The 21,952-nt window shown below is 60.2% G+C and carries 20 protein-coding genes and 1 pseudogene; 17 read left to right on the top strand and 4 right to left on the bottom strand.

The window, feature by feature from the left end; all coding sequences use genetic code 11:
• Positions 1–74: 74 nt before the first annotated feature.
• Positions 75–1,316, bottom strand: a complete 1,242-nt coding sequence (locus KQ659_RS08060) for an NAD(P)/FAD-dependent oxidoreductase (protein ID WP_216689256.1) — start codon at positions 1,314–1,316, stop codon at positions 75–77.
• A 124-nt stretch (positions 1,317–1,440) separates the two neighbouring features.
• On the opposite strand from KQ659_RS08060, the gene fabG reads away from it, so the two are divergent.
• From fabG to KQ659_RS08045, 3 genes are read left to right on the top strand one after another with little or no spacing between them, the layout of a single operon-like run.
• Complete coding sequence (gene fabG / locus KQ659_RS08055) at positions 1,441–2,190, top strand: 3-oxoacyl-[acyl-carrier-protein] reductase (protein ID WP_216689257.1); 750 nt, start codon at positions 1,441–1,443, stop codon at positions 2,188–2,190.
• Between the two features lie 11 nt (positions 2,191–2,201).
• Positions 2,202–2,993, top strand: a complete 792-nt coding sequence (locus tag KQ659_RS08050; protein WP_216689258.1) for a DUF4262 domain-containing protein — start codon at positions 2,202–2,204, stop codon at positions 2,991–2,993.
• Positions 2,990–3,667, top strand: a complete 678-nt coding sequence (locus KQ659_RS08045; RefSeq protein ID WP_216689259.1) for a YiiX family permuted papain-like enzyme — start codon at positions 2,990–2,992, stop codon at positions 3,665–3,667. The genes KQ659_RS08050 and KQ659_RS08045 overlap by 4 nt, the downstream gene beginning before the upstream one ends.
• Here the strand turns inward: KQ659_RS08045 and KQ659_RS08040 are convergent.
• Positions 3,664–6,627, bottom strand: a complete 2,964-nt coding sequence (locus KQ659_RS08040; RefSeq protein WP_226930117.1) for an InlB B-repeat-containing protein — start codon at positions 6,625–6,627, stop codon at positions 3,664–3,666. The two genes, KQ659_RS08045 and KQ659_RS08040, sit on opposite strands and share 4 nt — an antisense overlap.
• A 973-nt stretch (positions 6,628–7,600) precedes the next feature.
• Between KQ659_RS08040 and KQ659_RS08035 the strand changes: the two genes are divergently transcribed.
• The 9 genes from KQ659_RS08035 to KQ659_RS07995 all read left to right on the top strand — a co-directional run bounded on the left by KQ659_RS08035 (position 7,601) and on the right by KQ659_RS07995 (position 17,187).
• Positions 7,601–9,682, top strand: coding sequence for a VWA domain-containing protein (locus tag KQ659_RS08035; protein WP_226929886.1), 2,082 nt, complete (start codon positions 7,601–7,603; stop codon positions 9,680–9,682).
• A gap of 131 nt (positions 9,683–9,813) precedes the next feature.
• A complete protein-coding gene (locus KQ659_RS08030; RefSeq protein WP_216689261.1) occupies positions 9,814–10,491 on the top strand; it encodes an NAD-dependent epimerase/dehydratase family protein in 678 nt (225 codons plus the stop codon).
• 82 nt (positions 10,492–10,573) lie between these two features.
• Positions 10,574–11,701: an MBL fold metallo-hydrolase gene (locus KQ659_RS08025; protein ID WP_216689262.1), complete on the top strand. Its 1,128-nt coding sequence runs from the start codon at positions 10,574–10,576 to the stop codon at positions 11,699–11,701.
• A gap of 90 nt (positions 11,702–11,791) precedes the next feature.
• Complete coding sequence (locus KQ659_RS08020; protein WP_216689263.1) at positions 11,792–12,379, top strand: pseudouridine synthase; 588 nt, start codon at positions 11,792–11,794, stop codon at positions 12,377–12,379.
• 8 nt (positions 12,380–12,387) lie between these two features.
• The gene (locus KQ659_RS08015) at positions 12,388–13,395 is read left to right on the top strand and encodes an alpha/beta hydrolase (protein WP_216689264.1); all 1,008 of its coding nucleotides are present in this window, start codon (positions 12,388–12,390) and stop codon (positions 13,393–13,395) included.
• A 27-nt stretch (positions 13,396–13,422) separates the two neighbouring features.
• On the top strand, positions 13,423–13,683 hold the full coding sequence (locus KQ659_RS22080; protein ID WP_216689265.1) for an immunity 53 family protein: 261 nt from the start codon (positions 13,423–13,425) through the stop codon (positions 13,681–13,683).
• Between the two features lie 86 nt (positions 13,684–13,769).
• Positions 13,770–14,153, top strand: a complete 384-nt coding sequence (locus tag KQ659_RS08005) for a hypothetical protein (protein ID WP_216689266.1) — start codon at positions 13,770–13,772, stop codon at positions 14,151–14,153.
• A gap of 237 nt (positions 14,154–14,390) precedes the next feature.
• Positions 14,391–16,325 (top strand): molecular chaperone DnaK, encoded by a 1,935-nt coding sequence (gene dnaK, locus KQ659_RS08000; RefSeq protein ID WP_216689267.1) that lies wholly within the window; start codon positions 14,391–14,393, stop codon positions 16,323–16,325.
• Between the two features lie 196 nt (positions 16,326–16,521).
• A complete protein-coding gene (locus tag KQ659_RS07995; RefSeq protein ID WP_216689268.1) occupies positions 16,522–17,187 on the top strand; it encodes a hypothetical protein in 666 nt (221 codons plus the stop codon).
• Between the two features lie 114 nt (positions 17,188–17,301).
• Here the strand turns inward: KQ659_RS07995 and KQ659_RS07990 are convergent, their stop codons facing one another.
• Both KQ659_RS07990 and purE read right to left on the bottom strand, forming a co-directional pair.
• Complete coding sequence (locus tag KQ659_RS07990; protein ID WP_226915608.1) at positions 17,302–18,399, bottom strand: endonuclease/exonuclease/phosphatase family protein; 1,098 nt, start codon at positions 18,397–18,399, stop codon at positions 17,302–17,304.
• Positions 18,400–18,553: 154 nt separating this feature from the next.
• Positions 18,554–19,019 (bottom strand): annotated as a pseudogene (gene purE, locus KQ659_RS07985) (5-(carboxyamino)imidazole ribonucleotide mutase); the annotation flags it as partial.
• Between the two features lie 207 nt (positions 19,020–19,226).
• On the opposite strand from purE, the gene KQ659_RS07980 reads away from it, so the two are divergent.
• From KQ659_RS07980 to KQ659_RS07960, 5 genes are read left to right on the top strand one after another with little or no spacing between them, the layout of a single operon-like run.
• Complete coding sequence (locus tag KQ659_RS07980) at positions 19,227–19,847, top strand: MarC family protein (RefSeq protein WP_216689269.1); 621 nt, start codon at positions 19,227–19,229, stop codon at positions 19,845–19,847.
• A gap of 31 nt (positions 19,848–19,878) precedes the next feature.
• Entirely contained in the window at positions 19,879–20,907 is a 1,029-nt protein-coding gene (gene hemE / locus KQ659_RS07975) for a uroporphyrinogen decarboxylase (RefSeq protein ID WP_216690721.1), read from the top strand.
• A gap of 35 nt (positions 20,908–20,942) precedes the next feature.
• Positions 20,943–21,362 carry a hypothetical protein gene (locus KQ659_RS07970; protein WP_216689270.1) on the top strand — a complete coding sequence of 140 codons (420 nt, stop codon included), beginning with the start codon at positions 20,943–20,945 and terminating at the stop codon, positions 21,360–21,362.
• A 21-nt stretch (positions 21,363–21,383) separates the two neighbouring features.
• Complete coding sequence (locus tag KQ659_RS07965; protein ID WP_216689271.1) at positions 21,384–21,578, top strand: hypothetical protein; 195 nt, start codon at positions 21,384–21,386, stop codon at positions 21,576–21,578.
• 16 nt (positions 21,579–21,594) lie between these two features.
• A complete protein-coding gene (locus KQ659_RS07960) occupies positions 21,595–21,804 on the top strand; it encodes a zinc ribbon domain-containing protein YjdM (RefSeq protein WP_216689272.1) in 210 nt (69 codons plus the stop codon).
• Positions 21,805–21,952: the final 148 nt, after the last annotated feature.

Here is a 21,952-nt window from a genome sequence, read left to right as displayed (position 1 = left end):
GGATTTACTATTGCGGTAGAGCTGCTTCGGCTCCGCTCAGCATGACGTTCTTTTTTTGTTCTTTCTCCACTTGCCTACTTCCCGCCAAATACCAGCTTGAAGTAGAAGCTCGGTTTCCGCAGCTGCTCGCGCAGGTCCAAATCCATGAACATCATGGAGAGCGTAGCGGCCAGCGTGGGGTTGCGGGCGGCGCGGTTGGCCACGATATTGAACAGGCTGGGAAAATTCAGCAGCCGCTGCATAACGGTGCTGATACGCAGCTCCTGCCACAGGCGGTTGTAAACGGCCTTGTCGTAATTCTTTAGAAATTCGGGGCTGAAATCCTGCTTTTTCACCGCCTCCACGGCCCATATGGCCGCATGCCGGCCGCTCACCATGGCGTGCGAAATACCTTCGCCCGAAAACGGGTCGATGAGCGAGCCGGCATCGCCGAGCAGGCAGTAGCCGGCCCCCGACAGCGACCGCCGCTTCGAGCCCAGCGGCAGGCCGAAGCCTTTCACCGAGCCCAGCCGCGTGGCCCCGGCAAAGCGCGGGGCCAACGTGGGGTGCGTGGCCAGAATCTCATCGAGGCGCTGGCGCAGGTTGATTTTCTTGGCCGCCACGGTTTTCGAGAGCATGCCCACGCCCACGTTGGCCTGGCCGTTGGGCAGCGGAAACACCCAGAGGTAGCCGGGCAGGAAATCCTTGATGAAGTGCAGCTCGATGAAATTATCGGGGCTCATGCCGCTCACGCCGTCGTAGTAGGTGCGCAGGCCGGCGCAGTGGTGGTCGGGTTCCAAGGCATGGCCGGCCACTTTGCGGGCAAACTCGGATTGCGCGCCGTTGGCCACCAGCAGCAGGCGGCAGGTGGCGATTTCCTGGCCGGCTTTGTTGAAAAGCTGCCAGCCGGTGGGCGTGCGCTCGGTGCGGGCCACGTCCACGTTTTCGCGAAAGTCGATTTCCGGACGCTGCCGCACTTCTTCGACCAGGAAATTATCGAAATCGATGCGCTTGGCGACGTGGCCGGCGGTAGCATCGGCGGCTTTGTCGAATTTGGGCTTGAAGGGGATGCTGAGCTTGCGGCCGTTGGGCGCGATGAAGTCGATGCCCCAGCTGGGGATTTGCTGCGGGGAGGCGGCCAGCTTGGCGTGCAGGCCGGGCTCAATGCGCTTCAACTCGTTGATGACCTTGCCACTGAGGGCATCGCCGCAGGTTTTATCGCGCGGGAAGGCGGCACGGTCCAGTAGCAGGCAGGGCTGGCCGGCGTTGGCGAGGTGCAGGGCGGCGGCGGCCCCGCCGGGGCCCGCGCCCAGGATGCAGATGTCGTAGTGGGGCATAATGTGGCGCGAAGTTAGGGCGATGTAGCGCGGACTTTGTAGTCCGCGTCCCCGCGCCATCCGCTAACCGGCGAGGCGGTGCGGGGACGCGGACTACAAAGTCCGCGCTACTTACCTTCGCCCCATGACCAACACACTCACCGGAAAAGTGGCCCTCGTAACGGGCGCTTCCAAAGGAATTGGCCGCGCCATCGCGGCGCATTTCGCCCAGCTCGGCGCCGATGTCGCCTTCACGTATTTGTCCTCGGTTGAAAAAGGCCAGGCCCTCGAAACCGAGCTATCGGCTGCCGGTACTAAGGTGAAAGGCTACCGCTCCGACGCCTCCGACTACGCCCAGGCCGAAAAGCTGATTGAGGACGTGGTGACCGATTTCGGCAAGCTCGATATTCTCGTCAACAACGCCGGCATCACGCAGGACGGCCTGCTGATGCGCATGAGCGAGCAGCAGTGGGACAACGTGCTGAACGTGAACCTCAAGTCCGTGTTCAACCTCACCAAAGCCGCCACCAAACCCATGATGCGCGCCAAATCCGGCTCCATCATCAACATGACCAGCGTGGTGGGTATCAAGGGCAACGCCGGACAGGCCAACTACGCCGCCAGCAAGGCCGGCATCATCGGCTTCACCAAGTCGGTGGCCCTGGAGCTGGGCTCGCGCAACATCCGCTGCAACGCCGTGGCCCCCGGCTTCATCGAAACCGAAATGACCGATGCCCTCGACCCCAAGCAGGTAGACGAGTGGCGCAAAGCCATCCCCCTGAAACGCGGCGGCCGGCCGGAGGACGTGGCGAAGGCTACAGCGTTTCTGGCTTCGGATGATTCGAGCTACATCACCGGGCAAGTGCTACAGGTGGATGGCGGGATGCTGACGTAGGGGGAAAAGCAATGGCCACGCCGGAAGAACACGCAGAACACAACACAGCTGCCGAAAAGCGGATTCTCAGCGACATTAAGGAGCATGGGTTTCATGTGGCGCTGTTCAACGGCGATGGGTATTCGCCCAGCTTCGCCTACACAATTGGGCTATACAAGACGTACGGTTATCCGGAGCTAATCTGCTTTGGCTTCGGGTTGGATTTATTGCATTCGGTGCTTTGGGAGGGAAAGCGCTTGCTGGATAAGCAGCCGCAACCCGACCAAGGCATCGGCTACCCCAATTTTCTGGAAGGCTTCGATATACGATTCGTAACCGTGGATGGAGCCCGTTATCAGGACTACTTTGGGTATGCCGCATGGTTTTATAAGAGCTGGGATTTCCCGGCTTTGCAAATCGTTTGGCCAGACAAAAATGCGCTTTATCCCTGGGATGAAAATTTTAACCCTGATTGGAAAGCAGCGCAGCCCTTGCTTGACCGCGAGAACGATTTCAAGTTTCGGGAGGACCGCAAATTAGGCGTTTACACAACCCGCCAGGTTTTGGAAGGCTCCCCTATTCTTCGGGTGTCGCACGAAACGGATGGAGACTGGCAGTTTCTGTGCGATACCACCACCGATGTAGCAGACCTGAAAATAGTCTGCCTGGACCACATCGTTGAGTTGGATGCTTCGGTTAACGGGTTATTCCAGTTGAACTATGGCTGGACTGCATGGCGGGAAACGATAGAAGACGATTGGGAAACCTGGGAGGACCCCGACGAAGAAGAAGCCGCTGAAGAAGCAGAAGAAACCGGGCAATGAAACGCTGGCTCCTCCTCCCCTTTCTACTCCTTACGGCCCTCGCCATCGCCGCCTACCCGCGCCTGCACCGCCGCCTGCTCCGCTACCAGAGCCACCGCGCCGCTGAAGCCGCCACCACCCAAATCGCGCCCCAGCTCCGCGACGGCGACCTGATTTTCCATACCTCCCTCTCAGCTCAGAGCCGGGCCATTCAGCTGGCCACGCACTCGGCCTGGAGCCACTGCGGCATCGTGTATAAGGAAGAAGGTAAATGGCAGGTGTTCGAAGCCGTGCAGCCGGTGAAGCGCACGCCACTGGCCGATTGGGTGGCGCGGGGCCAGGGCGGCCACTTCGTGACCAAGCGGCTGCGCGATGCCGAAGCCGTGCTCACGCCCGCCGCGCTGGCCCGCCTCAAAGCAGCCGGACGGCCCATGCTGGGGCACAATTACGACTTGTATTTCGGCTGGTCCGATGACCGGATTTATTGCTCCGAGCTTATCTGGAAAGTGTATGAGCGCGGGCTCGGCCGGCGGCTGGGGCAGCTCCAGCACCTGCGCGATTTCGACCTGAGCCACCCTGCCGTGCAGGCCAAGTTGCGCGAGCGGTACGACGACAGCTTGCCGCTGAACGAAACCGTGATTTCGCCGGTCAGCATTTTCAATAGTCCCGAGCTGGTGACGGTACTGACTCGTTAAGGCCGCACCAGCTTGATTTGGGCACGCTGGTTCTGGCCCTTTAGCAGCAGGTAATACAGGCCGGAAGCAGTTAGCTGGCGGGAGAAATCGAGCTGCTGGGCAGGCCCTGCCAATTGGCCACTCGCCAGCGTTGCACCTATGCCCGACACCAGCGAGTACGCTACCGGTCCCTGGAAATTATTGGGCAGCAGCACCCACAACCGGCCATCGCTGGTGGGGTTGGGGTATACCTGGGGCGTGGCAACGCCTGCAGGGCCGCTCAACCGGTCTTCGGGCAGGCGGCTGCCGGCTGACGCGAATGGCTGCGCCAGGCTACCGGAATCAGGCGTCAGGGCGGTTCTGGCTGCGCCGACGGCATTTTGACGCCACACTTCAATTCCCGAGAGGTTGGCATAGCCACCGGCGGTACTCACCACCAACGTGCCATTGCTGGCAACGGTGGTGGTGTAAGGCCCCAGCCGGCTCCAGCTGCCGGCCGGCCCGCTGTTGTAGTTAGACAGCACCAGCTGGCCCTGCACGCGCACATCGAAGATTTCCGGGTTGTTGTCTTCCCACACATAGGCATACACGACGTAGGTGCCCGCCGGCACATTGCGCAGCGTCGCATCGAGGCTGGGGCCATACACTGACGAGCGAATCATGCTGGCCCGTGGGGCATCGGTGGCCGGATTAAGGGGGATATTTTGATTCGCAAACCGAGTGCCCGTGACGGTGAAGTTGGCCGCCCCCGTGGCGGCTTCCCAATTCTGACCGTCGAGCACTAGTGCATTGCCGTTGATATTTAAGGCCCGGTAAAACACTAAGCCCGTGCCGCTAATAGCCGTGAAGGTGGCCGTGATGCTTTTGTTGGCCGTCATGGTCACCGTGAGCGGATTGGTGCTGCCCGTGGCATCGCCACTCCAGCTGGCGAAGGTGAAGCTGGCAGCGGCTGTGGCCGTCAGGCTCACCGTGCTGCCGCTGGGGTAAGTGGCCTGATTCGGGTTTTTTGTTACCGTGCCACTGCCCACCGTGGTCACCGTCAGCGTGTAGGTCGTGGCTGGGGTGGCGGTAAAGGTGGCCGTGATGTTTTTATTCCCGGTCATTGGCACCGATAAGGGATTGGCTGTGCCCGAGGCATCGCCACTCCAGCCGCTGAATTGGTAGCCGGCGGCGGGCGTGGCCGTCAGGCTTACTGTGCTGCCACTGGGGTAAGTGGCCTGATTCGGGTTTTTCGTTACCGTGCCACTGCCCACCGTGCCGATGGTGAGGGTATAGCTGGCAGCGGCCGTCTGGTTTGTGACGCTGAAGCCGATGCTGAGGGGCGTGCCAGCCGTGCCCCCGCCACCGCCAGCGGTGTAAGGCGTAGCCGTGAGGGTATAGTTGCCGACTCCCGGCGTCCAGGAATTATAAACGCCAGCGCCGTTGTCACCAAACAGCGCGTAGGGCGCTACCGACTCGGTCTGGTTCCGGGCCGCGGCCCCGCCGAGGACGAGAACGACACTGCCCACCGTGGCCGGGTTGGTATTGGCCCGAATGTTCAGGCGAATAGTTGGCAAGGTAGCCAGGTTGAGGGTGGTTCCGGGGGCCAGGGCCTGAATGTCGCCCCCCGTGTCGGCATTCACCAGGGTGTAGCTCGTCACGCTTTGCCCGGCCGGTGCGGCGGTGAAGGTGGCCGTGATGCTTTTGTTGGCCGTCATGGTCACCGTGAGCGGATTGGTGCTGCCCGTGGCATCGCCGCTCCAGCTGGCGAAGGTGAAGCCGGCAGCGGGCGTGGCCGTCAGGCTCACCGTACTGCCGCTGGGGTAAGTGGCCTGATTCGGGTTTTTCACTACCGTGCCGCTGCCGGTAGTGTTGGTGGTCAGCGTGTAGCTGGCGGCCGGGGCAGCGGTGAAAGTGGCGGTTATGTTCTTGTTGGCCGTCATCGTCACCGTCAGGGGGTTGGTGGTGCCAGAGGCGTCGCCGCTCCAGCCGCTGAACTGAAAGCCGGCCGCTGGGGTGGCCGTTACCGTCACACTGCTGCCGCTGGCATATGCCGCCTGGTTCGGGCTCTTGCTCACCGTGCCGCTGCCGGTGGCAGCGACCGTGAGCGAGTACGTGGTCGGATTAGTGCTGCCGCTCACCTGGTTATAGGCCACCTGCTGCAAGGCCACGGCATCGGCCGGCGCAATGCCCAGGTCGGCGGCGGCGAGTTCCCCGGCCCCCAGGGAGCGTGGGTCAACCCCCGTAATTTGTTGAAGCAACACACAGGCGCTCAGGTATGAGCCCCATTTGCTGGCGTGGAAGTAGCTGGACCACAAGTCGAGCTGCCCGGCCGTGGGCGTGTAGGGATTGGACATGGCCACGCCCGTTTGCATGGCCAACTGCCAGGCATCACCCACGGGAGCCACCGCTTCGAAACGCCCATTCTGCGCAAATGCCTGGTAATAGGCATTGTGCAGGTCGGTGCTCATGGCCGTAATGGGCTGGCCCGAATAAGGTTGGCCGGCGGGATACGTCAGGTCGGCGCGCGCCCAAGTTTGGTACAGGTAGATTTTTGAGGCGGCATTCACTGAATGAATGGCCTGCTCCAGCTGCGTGGAATAGGTAAAAAAATCGGCCGGATTGCCGCCTTTGTTCGCCGGCAACGGCCCCGTACTTAATTCCTGCAGCACTACTTTGTCCCATTGGGCCTGCCGGATAACCATGAGGGCATTGGTGTAGTGGTAGGTCAGGTCTACCCCGCTGATGGCCTCGATGTGCACTTCATAGGCCAGCCCGGCCTCGTCGGTGAACTTCTTGAAAATGCCCGGTACACCGCCCCAAGGCCCCGAGTCGTCGCTTTCGTGTCGGGGAGAACTGGTGGGCAGTCCGTAGTTTTCGTCCGTCACGGCGGCGGTGTTGTAGTTCAGCACCGGGGCAAGGTTACCGTGCGTAAAGCTGTTGCCCACAAACAAAATGCGGGTTTGTGCCAATGCTGGCGCGGCGGGCAGCAGCAGGCCCACAACCAGCAAAAGCTTCAGCAGATAATTGGTACTGCAACGCGGAGGGAGAAAGTTGACTAGCATAGCAAAAGCATATCACAGGTAAAAAAGTCAGTTAAGCACCTATTCATCAGGCAATAAAATACCCTGCCTCGCATGGCAGGCGCGTGCCGGAGCACGACCGGTCGAGCTATTCCCCGACACCCTTCAAGTGGCCCACCCGGCTACCCGATGCGCAGGAGCATACCCATGCCAGTGGGGCTCTGACAACCAGGCCAAATCGGCACAGCAGAAAAAACGCGGGGTAGTAGTAGCCGCACACAGCCTGCCGGGCACTGCGCCCATGAGCAGCCGACAAGTATTTAACAACTGATTTTTCATACTGCCCGGCAAAGAGCTGGGCCAGGCAGGTCCGTTCCTGCCGGTGGCTGCAGGTAGTGCGTACTAGCAAATTGAATCTATGCAGACTTCAATTCTCCTTCCCAATCGAATGGGAATCAAATTAGTAACTGATTTTACACCGGTCGCTCTTATGCCAGGTATTTCAGCTCGTTTCTGGTTGCTCGTTGCTGGTTGGTTTTCGTCCTACAAAAGGGCTCAAGAGTGAAAAACCAGCAATAAGGCACCACCTAATACCCTGTTTAACAGAACCTAATAATCGACTTCACTTTCGACCGCACTACGGTGCTTACCGGACTGCTCACGGCAGACAAACCGAATAACACGCAGTAGTCGAGATGATTGTATCAGCCAAAAATTGGTTTTTGACGGGAAAAATCATAGTTACGATATATATGAATTAATGTTCAATTATTTATTTTTTAACACTTGAAAACAACGGCTCAAGCTTAGCAGGCCGAAATCCGTAATTTCGTCGGGTAAGTTTGCTCTTTTTGCACGCCTTCTCCCCCGGCTACTTCCGCTGCTGCCGGCTACTGGCCGAAACTTTGGCGGCGCGGGCCGACCTTTAGCCCTGATTCAATCCGACTTTCGTTTGCTGACTACTTCCTATTCTTCCTGGTTTATCCTGCTCTGCCTGGCCGTGGGCGCGGGCTACGCGGCCCTGCAGTACTCGGCCAAAGCCCCGTGGAGCAAGCAGCGCAACTACGCGCTGGCCGCCCTGCGCTTCGCTGTAGTGAGCTTTTTGTGCTACCTGCTGCTGGCCCCGTTCATCAAAACCACCACCACGCGTACCGAAGCGCCCACGCTGGTGCTGGCCATCGATAACTCGCAGTCGGTGGAGCTGTTCACCCCCAAAAACGTGCTGGGCCAGGCCACCACCAGCCTCGCCCGGCTGGCCGAAACCCTAAGAGGCAAAGGCTTCACCATCGAAACCCGAACGCTGACGCCCGCGCCTGGCCGCCCGGACCGGCCTGATTCGCTGCGCTTTTCCGCCGCCACTTCCGACCTCGACCAGCTGCTCAGCAGCACCCGCGAGGCCTACGACGGCCGCAACCTGGCCGGCGTGGTGCTCCTCAGCGACGGCCTCGTGAACCAGGGCCGCAGCCCCGCTTATTCGGAATTCAACTTCCCGATTTACACCGTGGCCGTGGGCGACACCGTGCCCAAGCGCGACCTGCGCCTGACCGGCCTCACCTACAACCGCGTGGCCTTCAGCGGCAATAAATTTCCCATTGAGGCTGAATTGGGTTTCGAAGGCTACGCCGGCGGCGCGGCCACGATAGAGCTGCGCGAGGGCAGCCGCGTGCTCGACAGCCACCGCGTGGCCCTGCCCGCCGGCCGGCGGCGGGTGCGCACTACCTTCCAGCTCACCGCGCCCGCGCCCGGCAAGCGCCGCTACGAGGTGCGCATTGTGCCCCAGCCCGACGAGTTTACCGAGCTGAACAACCAGCGCACGGCCTTCATCGAAGTCGTGAAGGGCAAGCTGCGCGTGCTGCTGGCCGGCGCGGCCCCGCACCCCGACCTGAAAGCCCTGCGCGCCGCCATTCTGGCCAACGACAACTTCGACCTCACCCTGGCCCTGCCCGGCGTGCAGCCGCTCAGGGCCGATGCCGATTTCGACGTGGCCATTCTGCACCAGCTACCGGCCCAGGGCGGGCTGGGCAACGAGATTCTGGCCCAGGTGAAAGCCCGCAAAACGCCCGCTTTCTACATTTTGGGCGCACAGTCGGACCTACCGGCCTACAACCAGCTGGGCGCGGGCCTCACCATTCAACCGCGCGGGGCGCAGACCGATGAGGTGACGCCCGTACCCAATCCCGGCTTCGCCCGGTTTGCGACGGACGAGGAATCGGCCCGCCGCTTTGCGCAGTACCCACCCGCGCCGGTGCCGTTTGGCGACTACCGCCTTGGGGCCGGGGCCGAAGCCGCGCTCTGGCAGCGCGTGGGCCGCGTGCCCACCCAAAAGCCCCTGCTGGTTTTTGGGGGCCCAACGGACCGCCGCCAGGCCACGCTGCTCACCGATGGCAGCTGGCAATGGCGCTTGCAGGAAGCCGTGGAGCACGACAACAAGCCCGAAGCCTACGACCGCCTCGTTATCCGGACGCTCCAGCTCCTCACCCAGAATGCCAACAAAAAGCGCCTCGACGTGTACCCCACGCAGGACGTATTCGGCACCCAAGACGACGTGACCCTTGGGGCTGAAACCTACAATGCCGTCTTCGAGCGCCTCTACAACCAGCAAATCGACTTGGTTTTAACCGACGAAAAAAAGCAAGTCCGCCGTTTTTCTTTCGCCAACCCTGAGGACGGCTCGCCCCTGCACCTGGGGCCGCTGCCAGCCGGCCGCTACCGCATCCAGGCCCGCGCTACGCTGGGCGGCCAGCCCCAGCAGGATGCGGGCGAGCTGCTGGTGCAGGCGCAGCCCCTGGAAGCCCTGGAGTCGAAAGCCGACCACAACCTGCTGGCGCAAATCGCGCGCCGCAGCGGCGCCCAGCTGTACTACCCGGCGCAAATGGACAAGCTGGCCCAGGACATCATCAAGGCTAACTACAAGCCGGTGATTACGGCCGAGGAAGATTTGAAGGATTTAATCAATCTGAAGTGGATTTTCTTCGTGATTCTGGGCTTTTTGACGGTAGAATGGGCCGTGCGGAAGTATTCGGGCAGCGTGTAACTGTGCGGTAAGCTTTAGCTTACCGTGGCGAGTTTGAGTGCATGAAACAGACGGCAAGCTAAAGCTTACCGCACATTCAATAAAGCAAAGCAGCTGCCGCTACGTCTTCCCTCCTACATCACCGAACCAACATGAACCTACGAGTTATTCTCACCGGAGCCACCGGCATGGTGGGCGAGGGCGTTCTGCTCGAATGCCTGCAGAACCCCGTCGTGGCGCACGTACTGGTGCTCACGCGCAGGCCCACTGGCCGCACCCACCCCAAAATGGCCGAGCTGCTGGTGCCTGACCTATCCAACCTCAGCGCCGTAGAAAGCCAGCTGACGGGCTACAATGCCTGTTTTTTCTGCGCGGGCGTGTCATCGGTGGGCATTTCGAAGGAAGAATACGAGCGCATCACCCACGACATGACGCTGGCCGTGGGCAAAACCCTGCTGCGCCTCAACCCGGAGCTTACGTTCATATACGTATCCGGCGCGGGCACCGACAGCCGCCAAACCAGCCGCCAGCACTGGGCCCGCGTGAAGGGCCGCACCGAAAACGAGCTACTGGCCCTGCCCTTCCGCGCCACTTACATGTTCCGGCCGGGCTTTATGAAAGCTACTACCGGCCAGCGAAACATTCTCAAGTGGTACGGGGCCATTGCCTGGCTCTATCCCATGGCCCGCAAGCTGGCCCCGAACTTCGTGAGTACCATGCAGGAGGTAGGCCGGGCCATGATAAACGCGGCCGACTTCGGCTACTCCAAACCGGTGCTCGAAGTGCGCGACATCGTGGCGCTGGCCCAGGCCAAATCAGTTAAGCATTAGGCGTTGAAAGTGAAGGGTCGAAACCGGATGGCGCGGCTTTCCCCAATTCTTCCCTCTTAACACCTAACTTTTAACTTTCCCTGTGCCCAAACCCCTAAAAAAATTCCTTGTGACAACCGGCGGCATTCTCGGCACCCTGCTAGTGGCAGTGGTAGCGTTCACGGGCCTCAGCCCGCAGCTGGGCGGCACGCCTACCAAAGCCGACCGGGCCATTTACGCCAAATCGGGCCATTACAATGCGCAAGCGGGCCAATTTGTGAACCTGATTCCGACCCGGCAAATGACGGGCAGCAGCATACCGGCGGTGATGTGGAAATTCCTGTTTCATAAATCACCCCAGGCCGCCCCACCCGGCCCGCTGCCCCAGCAGCCCCTCGATTCGCTGGCCATCACCCAAAAAACGCCCGAAATGGTGCGCGTCACGTGGTTCGGCCACTCGGCCAGCCTGCTCGAAATAGCGGGCCAGAACATTCTGCTCGACCCCATGCTCGGCGTGAAAATGGGCCCCGTGAGCTGGGCCACGCCCAAGCGCTACAACCCCGCGCTGGCCATTACGCCCGAGAAGCTGCCCTACATCGCCGCCGTCCTGATTTCGCACGACCATTACGACCACCTCGACTACGAAACCATTCGCAAAATCAAGGACAAGGTGGGCCGGTTCTACGTGCCGCTGGGCATTGGGCCGCACCTACGGGCGTGGGGCGTGGCCCCGGCGCACATCACCGAAATGAACTGGGGCGACAGCGTGCGGCTGCCCGGCCTCACGCTGCGCTGCACGCCCAGCCGGCACTTTTCGGGCCGGGGCCTCACCAATCGGAACTCCACGCTCTGGTGCTCCTGGGTGGTGCAAACGCCTGCCAAGCGGGTTTTCTATACCGGCGATGGCGGCTACGGGCCGCATTTTGCCGCCATCGGCCGGCAGTATGGGCCGTTCGATTTGGCCCTGGTAGAATGCGGACAGTACAACGAGAGTTGGGCCGACATTCACATGGTGCCCGAGCAAAGCGTGCAGGCCGCCCGCGACGTGCGCGCCGCCGTGATGCTGCCCGTGCACTGGGGCGCGTTCACCGAATCGCTCCACGCCTGGAACGAACCCGTGACCCGTGCCACCGCCGAGGCCACGCGCCTGGGCCAGGTGATGACCACCCCGCACCTGGGCGAACCGGTAACTTTGGGGGCTGCGCTGCCGAAGTCGCGCTGGTGGGAGTAACGCGGACTTTTAGTCCGCGACCGCGCCGCATTTCCCGGCAGTTCGCGCCTTCGTACCGTTCTTACTCGCGGACTAAAAGTCCGCGCTACTATGCGTTATATCCTCCTCAATAAGCCTTACGAAGTCCTCACCCAGTTTACCGATGAGCACGGCCGCGCCACGCTCAAGGATTTCGTGCCCGTGCCCGACGTGTACCCCGTGGGCCGGCTCGATTTCGATAGCGAAGGCCTGCTCCTGCTCACCGACGACAAGCAGCTCCAACACCGCCTCAGCGACCCCAAATTCAAGGTCCCGAAAACCTACTGGGCGCAGGTGGAAGGCACCGTTACAGATGAAGCCTTACAGCAGCTACGGCGCGGCGTGCCGATAAAAGAAGGCCTAACCGCCCCCGGCGAGGCGGTCGAAATGCCCGAGCCGGCCGGCCTGTGGGCCCGCAACCCTCCTATTCGCTACCGGGCCAGCATTCCCGCCAGCTGGCTGGAAATCCGCATTTCGCAGGGCATGAACCGCCAGGTGCGCAAGATGTGCGCCGCCGTGGGCCTGCCCTGCCTGCGCCTGGTGCGGGCGGCCATCGGGCCACTGGAGTTGGTCGGATTACAGCCCGGCAAGTGGCGCGAGCTCACGGCGGCTGAAGTGGATTTGTTGCGCAAAATAAGTGGGGCTGCCCGGCGTTTCTAGTTTAGAAGATGAAGCAACGCTCCCGCCACCGCTGGCTGTTACTACTCCTGCTCGCTGCCTTCGGGGCCATGAATGCCGTAGCCTTCTTCCACGCCTGGCGGTTCACCCACTTCTCCAACGAGCCCGGCCTGCACTCGCCTAACCCCGAGCAGCTCGGCCCCGGCCGGAAGGTGTGGCTGCTGCTCACCGGCATCCGCAACCCCAAGCCCCACAACGGCCCCAAACCCAGCTTCCCGGTCGAGACCGTAACCATTGCCAGCCCCAACGGCCCCCTCGAAGCCTGGCTGGCCCGCCCCGACAGTGGCCAGACGCGCGGCACCGTGGCCCTGTTTCACGGCTACACCAGCAGCAAGTCGCACCTCACCCACGAGGCCGGCTACTTCCGCCACCTCGGCTACAACGTGCTGCTCGTGGACCAGGCCGGCAATGGCAATTCAGCCGGTTTCCGCACCACCGTGGGCTACCACGAAGCTGATGACGTGGCGGCTACATTCCACTGGCTAAAAGACTCCACAAGTAAACCGTCAGGCTCCCCTCTCTTTTGGAGAGGGGCCGGGGGTGAGGTTCCGACGTCAGGTGAGGTGATTTTATATGGCGTGAGCATGGGCGCCGTAGCCATCCTCCGCGCCGAAGCCGAACTTGGCATCCGCCCCACCGCCAACATCCTGGAATGCCCCTACGGCAACATGCGCCAGACGGCCTACAACCGCTTCGAATCCATGCACGTCCCCGGCTTTCCGATGGCCGATTTGCTGGTGTTCTGGGGCGGCGTGCAAAACGGGTTCTGGGCCTTCGGCCTCAACGCCGAGCACTACGCCAGCCAAATCCACACGCCTACCCTCCTGCTCTGGGGCACCGCCGACCCGCGCGTAACCCGCACCGAAACCGAGGCCATCTTCACCCACCTCGCCGGCCCCAAAGCCCGCCACGACTTTCATAACGTGGGCCACGAACCGTACTGGAAACGCTATCCAGCGGATTGGGAGCGGCAGACGCGGGCGTTTCTGGGGCGGTAAGTCACCCGATTCGTCGTTATTCGCTGCATGGAATTATTACAACGCCTTCAACGCTGGTATACTATTCACTGTGACGGAGATTGGGAACACAAATACGGAGTTTCAATTTCAACTTTAGACAACCCTGGATGGGATGTCAAAATCAATTTGGAAGACACATGTTTGCGCAATGCGCAACTAGAGTACAAGTTGATTGAGCGCAGCCCTACAAACTGGATTGGATGCACTGTTAAAGATGGAAGCTTCAATAGTGCTGATGCGGGAAAAATGCTTATATGCTGTCGATAGCAATCCAAAGAAAGTGCCTGGAGCGAGGTTAGAGTTCTGTTCGTTTTTTGACCGGCTCGCGACAATCTAAGCAATTTTTCCGCATCATGTTTAATGGAATTGGTGGGCCAGAGAATCTTTCGGAGATACTGACCTATTTCTTAGACGAATTCTTACCTGAACATATCGACTCAGAATTTACATACCCTTTGCATCTCCCTATGCTTGCACATAAAGGACAATTGTGGTTAAAAGCTGATGCAAGTGTTGTATCCGAGTCAACATTAAAAATTGTCTCTCTTTCTAATCCTTTACTTCCTAATTCCTATGAATGGAATCTAGACGCAGAAGCGGAGCTTTTGAATCAGATAGCATCCAACCTTTCTGATATGCGCCCCGCTTTTGAAGTAGGAGATGTAGTGGAGCCTACGGTATATCAATCACCGAACAATATGCTTCGCACTTTCTTAGTTGCGCCAGAGAAGAAATAATGCTTGAGTTGCTGCTGAAACTTCAGCAGCCGCTCTTTCCGTCCCCTTGTCAGGGAAACTACACCCGTCCGCACCAAACCCAGCCACCGCGTCGGATAAACCCCCGCCCGGCCCCTGATTCGGTGACAATCTGTCACCAAAACGACGCTGGTACGTTGCTTGTAATCCTTTGATAGCGGCTGGAAAGCTGCTTTGAACCTGACATATTCCACTCTTCTTAACCAACACACCCTCCTCATGGGCAAAATAATCGGCATTGACCTCGGCACCACCAACTCGTGCGTGGCCGTAATGGAAGGCAACGAACCCGTTGTCATCCCCAACAGCGAAGGCCGCCGCACCACCCCCAGCATCGTCGCTTTCCTCGACGGGGGCAAGGGCGAGCGCAAAGTGGGCGACCCGGCCAAGCGCCAGGCCGTGACCAACCCCCAGAACACCATCTCCAGCATCAAGCGCTTCATGGGCCGCAACTTCAGCGAGGTGTCCGCCGAACAGAAGCTCGTTTCCTACGCGTTGGGAGCCGGTGCCAACAGCACCGTAGCCGTGAAAATTGGCGACCGCAACTATACGCCGCAGGAAATCTCGGCCATGGTGCTCCAGAAAATGAAGCAAACCGCTGAGGATTACCTCGGCCAGCCCGTAACCGAAGCCGTTATCACGGTGCCCGCTTACTTCAACGACGCCCAGCGTCAGGCCACCAAAGAAGCCGGTGCCATTGCCGGCCTCGACGTGAAGCGCATCATCAACGAGCCCACCGCCGCCGCTTTGGCCTACGGCCTCGACAAGAAGCACAAAGACCAGAAAATTGCCGTGTACGACCTCGGTGGTGGCACGTTCGATATATCCATTCTGGAGCTTGGTGATGGCGTGTTTGAAGTACTGAGCACCAACGGTGACACCCACCTCGGCGGCGACGACTTCGACCAGGTCATCATCAACTTCCTGGCCGACCAGTTTAAGTCGGACAACGAAGGCCTCGACCTGCGCAACGACCCCATGGCCCTCCAGCGCCTCAAGGAAGCTGCCGAGAAAGCCAAAGTAGAGCTCTCCAGCTCGACCGAAACCGAAATCAACCTGCCCTACATCACCGCTACGGCCTCGGGCCCCAAGCACCTGGTGGTGAAGCTGAGCCGCGCTAAATTTGAGCAGCTCGCCGACGAACTCGTGCGCCGCTCGATGGACCCGGTGAAAAAAGCCCTCTCCGACGCCGGCCTGAGCACTTCGGACATTGACGAGGTTATCCTCGTGGGTGGTTCGACCCGTATTCCCCGCATCCAGGAGGAAGTGGAAAAGTTCTTCGGCAAGAAGCCTTCGAAAGGTGTGAACCCCGACGAAGTAGTAGCCATCGGTGCCGCCATCCAGGGCGGTGTACTGACCGGCGAAGTGAAGGACGTGCTCCTGCTCGACGTGACTCCCCTTTCGCTGGGCATTGAAACGATGGGCGGCGTGATGACCAAGCTCATCGAGTCGAATACGACCATCCCGACCAAGAAATCAGAAACCTTCTCGACGGCTTCGGACAACCAGCCTTCCGTGGAAATCCACGTACTGCAGGGCGAGCGGCCGCTGGCCAACCAGAACCGCACCATCGGCAAGTTCCACCTCGACAGCATCCCGCCGTCGCCCCGTGGCGTGCCGCAGATTGAGGTAATCTTCGACATCGATGCCAACGGCATCCTGAACGTAACCGCCAAGGACAAAGGCACCGGCAAGGAGCAGAAAATCCGCATCGAAGCCAGCTCGGGCCTGACCGATGACGACATCAAGCGCATGCGTGATGAAGCCGCCGCAAACGCTGAGTCGGACAAAGCCGAAACCGAGCGCATCAGCAAGATGAACTCGGCCGACTCGATGATTTTCCAGACCGAGAAGCAGCTGAAAGAGTATGGTGAGAAGCTGAGCGGTGGCAACAAAACCGCCATCGAAGGCGCACTGGCTGACCTCAAATCGGCCCACGAATCGAAAGATTTGGCCCGCATCGACACCGCTATGGAGGCCATCAACACCGCCTGGCAGGCTGCCTCGCAAGAGATGTATGCTGCTGGTGGGGCCGAAGGCGGCCAGCCCAGCGGGGGCTTCCCCGGCGGCGACGGCCAGGCTGATGGCGGCCAGGGCCAGCCGGCCGGCGACCACGTCACCGACGTCGACTACGAAGAAGTAGACGGCAAATAGACCACGGATTAGCGCGGATTTTTTTGGACTTCGCGGATTTTGTGGACGATTGGAAAAGGCCGGAAGCTTATGCTTCTGGCCTTTTTTATTGTTGGGGTTTTACCTTTAACCCTGCGTTACCATTCGCGTAAGCAGCGCATTGCCTTAAAGTCGTTGCTCTTATCGCGGCTTTCTATCTCGCATCCCATTTATTCTCATGAAAGTTTCTTCTCTTCTGTTTCCCGCCCGCGCTCTGGCTTTGGGCGCATTGCTGCTTGCAGCCAATTCGTGCAGCGTGAGCGAACAAGTTAAAGACAAGCCCACCGGCAAAAAAGCATCGGCCGAAGCCCTCGAAAACGAGGCGTACAGCCTGATGCAGTACCGCCTCAATTTTATGGATGAAGCCACGCTCGGCGGCCAGGACATCCTGTTCGTGCGCCAGGCTTCCGACATTGCCTCGCCCCAGCAAGCCCAGCTCCAAACCGCGCTGCAAAAAGGCAACCTGCCCCTGCACCTCAAAATGCGCGTGTACGCCCGCAACCCCAGCGCCACCACCAGCATCCAACTCAAGCGGCTCGATTACCAGCTGTTGCTCGATGGCAAGGAGTTGACCGCCGGTACCACCGGTGCCAATACTGCCCTGGAGTTCAGCGCCATCGAAACCCTGCCCGTTACAGTGGACCTCAACGTAAAGGCCGCCCAGCTGGCCGGCAGCACCCCGGCCGCCTTCGCCGCCGGCCTCACCGATTTCACGGCTGCCAACCGCCGCCTCACCATGCGCATCCGGCCCCTGTACGTGGGTGCCAACGGCCGCCAGGTACTGCCCACTGACTTTGAAACCGTAGAGCTGGTGACGAAGAAAAAAGTAGCGGCGGCCAAGTAACGCGAAACGCGCAAGTACCGTGCGCTGCTGATAACAAATTATAACAGAACGTCATGCAGAGCGCAGCGAAGCATGACGTTCTGTTTTGTTGCCTGTTACTAATACCTGTTCGCGCTACTCGTTGCCGGCGGCAACATCCTCCACGCCCTCCTCAATTTTTTCCTCGGCCTCGTCGTGGTCGTCGGCATCGGCGGCTTCGAGCTCATTTTCCTGCTCCTGCCAGCCCTTGGGCTCGTAGCTGAGACGGATGTAGATGGGGTAATGGTCGGAGCCGATGTGGGTGAGGCGCTTGATTTCCTGCAGGCGGAAGTGGGCCGAGTGAAAAACGTGGTCGAGGGGCCAGCGCAGCAGCTTGTGGTCGGCGTGGAAGGTGGGCAGCAGGCCGCGCCCGATGCGCGGGTCGAGCAGGCGCGAGAGCCGCCGGAACAGCTCCGAAGTATGCGACCAGGCCACGTCGTTGAGGTCTCCGGCCACAATAGTCGGCCCGTCGTGGTGCTGAATGAGCTTGCCCACCACCAGCAGCTCGGCATCGCGGCGGGCGCTGGTTTTCGACTCCTGCGGGGCCGGCGGCTTGGGATGCAGAAAATGCAGGTTGACGGTAAGGCCGCTGGGCAACCGCACGCAGCCGTGAAACGACGGAATATCGGGGTCGAGAATGTAGCGAATCTGCGGCTCGACCAGCGGCAGGCGCGAGAACACCAGCATGCCGTAAGTATTAGGCAGCGGGGCGTGGCAGGTGTAGGGGTAGTCTTTTTCGATGCGCTTGAGCTGGCTCAGCCACCAGTCGTCGGTTTCCACGGCCAGCACCACATCGGGCCGCTGGTGCGTGATGTGGCCCAGCAGGCGCGAGGCGTCGCGGTTATACATCAGCACGTTAGCCACGATAATACTCAGGTGATGGGCATCATCATCGTCTGGGCGGCTGGCATCGGATACCTGCTTGCGGTGCAGCGGCGTGTAGGGCCAGATGCGGCTGAACTGGTACATCACCGCCACGCCCAGGCTCACCACAAACAGGCTGTTGCCGAAGCTGCGCGGCGTGGGCAGCACCAGCGCCGCGCCCAGGCTCAGGAGCAGGGCAGCCACAATTTGCAGGCGTGGAAAGTCGCAGATGCGAATCCACCACGCGGTTTGGCGGAACACGGGCAGCAGCGTCACGAGCAGGCCCGCGCTCCCGATTATCCATACCACCCAATGGCCGGTGGTTAGCATTGCAGAAAGAAAAGTGGGCATCTAAAAAGGAGGCGGGTGGGATTTGTAAAAGGGCAATTGACATCAAAAGAACGTCATGCTTCGCTGCGCTCTGCATGACGTGCTGTATTGCGCATTGACACGCCCTATACGTCGCGTCCTGAGACCTGCCCTTGCGCAGCTCCTCAATCGTCCGCATCACCCGGTCCTTGAGGATGGTGCGGTATTTTTCCAGCGCATCGGCCAGCCGGGCATTGCCAATGGCCAGCATCTGCATGGCCAGGATGGCCGCATTGGTCGCATTATCGAGCCCCACGGTAGCCACGGGTGTGCCGGCCGGCATCTGAATCATGCTCAGAATCGAATCGAGCTCCTAAATGGACAGCGTACTATTGATGGGCACCCCAATGACGGGCAGCGTGGTGAACGCGGCCACCATGCCCGGCAGGTGCGCCGCCCCGCCCCCGCCGGCAATCAGCACGCGCAAGCCGCGCTTGCGGGCATTTTCGGCATATTCAACCATGCGGTGCGGCATGCGGCGTACGGTGCGGCGACACGAGCGTAATTTCGTAGGGTACGCCAAACTGCCGGCACACCTCGGTAGCAGCCGCCATAATTTTCAAATCCGATTTTGAGCCCATGATAATGCCTACCAGGGGCGTTTCGGTGGTTGGTCGGTCGTCGGTTCCGCTCGGAGCGGCAGCAGTAGTGTCAGGAATCATGCAGCAAAAGAACGAGAAGAGCGAAAAGCCGGCCTATCCCGGCACCGGGCGAAGCGAAGGCCGCCGTTGAAGCGACAAAATAGAGCTTTTCCATCCGGTCCGCCCCTTCTCCTACCTTTGTTGCCTATGGAAATTCTACTTACCACCTTCACCACCTTGTTTTCCATCGTGAATCCCTTCGGGGCGATGCCGGTTTTTCTCACCCTCACGGCCGACGACCGCGCCCCCGAACGGGCCCGCACGGCCCTGCGCGCCTGCGTCTACATGGTGTGCATTCTGAGCGTCGCGTTCTTTGGCGGGCAGTACATTCTGAATTTTTTCGGCATCAATATCCAGCACCTGCGCATTGCGGGCGGCATCCTGCTCATGCGCTCAGCCTTCGAGCTGCTCACGCCCGGAGCCAACCGCGACCGCGTGGGCCCCGCCGCCCTCGAAGAAAGCAAGCAGAAGGACGACATCAGCTTCACGCCGCTGGCCATGCCCATGCTCTCCGGGCCGGGCTCGATGGCCATTTGCATCGGCCTGATTCGGCCTACCTACGTGGATAAGGCCATGACCATTGCCGGGTTTGCGCTAGTGGCGCTGGCGGCATTTTTAATTTTGCTGTTCTCCCTGCGGCTCACGCGCCTGCTTGGCAAGCCCGGCATGGCGGCCATGGCACGCATCATCGGCTTTATTACGCTGGCCATTGGGGTGAACTTTCTGGCCTCGGCCATCGGCGTGCTGTTCCCTGGTTTAACGCGGTAAGCACCGGCCGTAAGCCGTACCTTTGCGCTTCATTATGCTGAAAAACGACCTTTTCCTACGTGCCGCCCGGGGCGAAGCCACCGAGCGCACCCCCGTCTGGCTCATGCGCCAGGCCGGCCGCATCCTGCCCGAATACCGCGCCCTGCGCGCCCGCCTCTCCGGCTTCAAAGAGCTGGTGGAAACCCCCGCGCTGGCCGCCGAAGTCACCATCCAGCCCATCGACGCGCTGGACGTGGATGCCGCCATCATCTTCTCCGACATCTTGGTAGTGCCCGACGCCATGGGCCTGCCCTACGAAATGGTGGAAGCCCGCGGCCCGCTGTTTCCCACCACCATCAAGTCGGCGGCGGATATCGACAAGCTCCGCATCCCCGACCCCGAAGACGGTCTCGGCTACGTGCTCGAAGCCCTGCGCATCACCAAAAAAGCCCTGAACGGCCGCGTGCCGCTCATCGGCTTCGCTGGCGCGCCCTTCACCATCCTGGCCTACATGATTGAGGGCCACGGCTCCAAGACCTTCAGCAAAGCGCGCGGCTTTTTGTATAAAGAGCCAGTGTTAGCGCACCGCCTGCTGGCCAAAATCACCGCCACCACCATCGCTTACCTGCAAGCCCAGGTAGCGGCCGGCGCGCAGGTCGTGCAGGTGTTCGACTCGTGGGCCGGCATCCTGCCGCCCGCGCACTACACCGAGTTCTCGGCCCGCTACATCGCCGAAATCTGCGAAGCCCTAGCCCCGCTCGTGCCCGTCACCGTGTTCGCCAAAGGTGCCTGGTGGGCCGTGCCCGAGTTAGCCGCCATGCCCTGCCGCACCATAGGACTCGACTGGAACCAGGACCCCGCCCAGGTACGCCTGCAAGCCGCCGGCAAAACCCTGCAAGGCAACCTCGACCCCTGCGCCCTCTACGGCACCCCCGAGCAGGTAAAAGCCGCCACCGAAGCCATGCTCCGCCAGTTCACCGGCGGCCCCCACATCGCCAACCTCGGCCACGGCGTCTACCCGGATACAAATCCGGACAACGTGCGGGTATTTGTGGAAACGGTGAAGGCCTGGCGGGGGTAATTCTAATTTGGTCCAGCTAATCATATTGAGCATTTATGTCCAAGGATTTAGTCCTGCTTGAGTTAAATGCGCGGTGGAATTGTGACATCCCATTTGGTTGGGTGCCTATTACCGGCCCTGCTGACAATTCAGAGGAACTAGAAATTTATGACCTAGATGCTTTCATTGAATGGTTTGATGACGACGGCATCAAATTACTTCTTGGGAATACATTCAGCATATCTGCTGTCTATGAAATTGAGGAAGGAGGTCGGGTAGCGTTTGTCGAGTTAGACAAGTGCATATTCGGCTATGACGGTCTCGAACATATGCACACCGATGCCGCATTTCAGTTTCTCCTTTATTTCTCACACAAGGATTCCGTAACGGCAGGTAGCAAGCACCTGATAGAAGCTATTCATCAAGCTTGGCCTGCTTACAAAAGCCACTTCTGGCCACCGGCCTCTTGGCTTTAAATTCAAACTGATAACTCCCCCATGTTCGGTCCCGTCTTTTACCTCACGCTGGCGCTGCTGCTGGGCCTGCTGTTTTTCATGTGGCGCTGGTTTCTAAGCCGACCGGAGCGCAGCAAAGTGGAAACCTTTCTGGTTGTTCTGATTTCGATTGGCAGCCTCTCCCCGGTATTTTTCCTACTCTACCTGATGCTGGCTCAAGGCACCAGCATCCGTTAAAACAGCTCCTTTCCTCGTGGACGTAAAAGACAGCAACGGCACCCTGCTCGCCGAAGGCGACTCTGTCACCCTCATCAAAGACCTCAAAGTGAAGGGTTCCTCGCTCACGCTCAAGCGCGGCACAGTGGTCAAAAACATCCGCCTCACCAACAGCACCGCCGAAATCGAAGGCCGCGCCGGCGGCGGTACCATGGTGCTGAAGACCGAGTTTCTGAAGAAGGCCTAAAGTAAAAAGCGCTTTCACTGGCGCGAGTTTAGCGCAGCGTAACTCGTGACAAATGATGATGGGGAGGCTGTGCCTCCCCTGCCGCGCCAGCGGTAAGTTGGAACCGCGCCGGCGGAATCGTTCCACGGGAGGCACAGCCTCCACCGTA

It is taken from the genome of Hymenobacter siberiensis (assembly GCF_018967865.2).
Classification (GTDB): domain Bacteria; phylum Bacteroidota; class Bacteroidia; order Cytophagales; family Hymenobacteraceae; genus Hymenobacter; species Hymenobacter siberiensis.
This window is presented reverse-complemented; position numbering and strand designations above follow the sequence as displayed.

Excerpts from the sequence above, each read along its gene's own strand:
- KQ659_RS08060 (WP_216689256.1), bottom strand. The coding sequence starts at position 1,316 with ATGCCCCACTACGACATCTGCATCCTGGGCGCGGGCCCCGGCGGGGCC.
- fabG (WP_216689257.1), top strand. The coding sequence starts at position 1,441 with ATGACCAACACACTCACCGGAAAAGTGGCCCTCGTAACGGGCGCTTCC.
- KQ659_RS08050 (WP_216689258.1), top strand. The coding sequence starts at position 2,202 with ATGGCCACGCCGGAAGAACACGCAGAACACAACACAGCTGCCGAAAAG.
- KQ659_RS08045 (WP_216689259.1), top strand. The coding sequence starts at position 2,990 with ATGAAACGCTGGCTCCTCCTCCCCTTTCTACTCCTTACGGCCCTCGCC.
- KQ659_RS08030 (WP_216689261.1), top strand. The coding sequence starts at position 9,814 with ATGAACCTACGAGTTATTCTCACCGGAGCCACCGGCATGGTGGGCGAG.
- KQ659_RS08020 (WP_216689263.1), top strand. The coding sequence starts at position 11,792 with ATGCGTTATATCCTCCTCAATAAGCCTTACGAAGTCCTCACCCAGTTT.
- KQ659_RS08015 (WP_216689264.1), top strand. The coding sequence starts at position 12,388 with ATGAAGCAACGCTCCCGCCACCGCTGGCTGTTACTACTCCTGCTCGCT.
- KQ659_RS22080 (WP_216689265.1), top strand. The coding sequence starts at position 13,423 with ATGGAATTATTACAACGCCTTCAACGCTGGTATACTATTCACTGTGAC.
- KQ659_RS08005 (WP_216689266.1), top strand. The coding sequence starts at position 13,770 with ATGTTTAATGGAATTGGTGGGCCAGAGAATCTTTCGGAGATACTGACC.
- dnaK (WP_216689267.1), top strand. The coding sequence starts at position 14,391 with ATGGGCAAAATAATCGGCATTGACCTCGGCACCACCAACTCGTGCGTG.
- KQ659_RS07995 (WP_216689268.1), top strand. The coding sequence starts at position 16,522 with ATGAAAGTTTCTTCTCTTCTGTTTCCCGCCCGCGCTCTGGCTTTGGGC.
- KQ659_RS07990 (WP_226915608.1), bottom strand. The coding sequence starts at position 18,399 with ATGCTAACCACCGGCCATTGGGTGGTATGGATAATCGGGAGCGCGGGC.
- KQ659_RS07980 (WP_216689269.1), top strand. The coding sequence starts at position 19,227 with ATGGAAATTCTACTTACCACCTTCACCACCTTGTTTTCCATCGTGAAT.
- KQ659_RS07970 (WP_216689270.1), top strand. The coding sequence starts at position 20,943 with ATGTCCAAGGATTTAGTCCTGCTTGAGTTAAATGCGCGGTGGAATTGT.
- KQ659_RS07965 (WP_216689271.1), top strand. The coding sequence starts at position 21,384 with ATGTTCGGTCCCGTCTTTTACCTCACGCTGGCGCTGCTGCTGGGCCTG.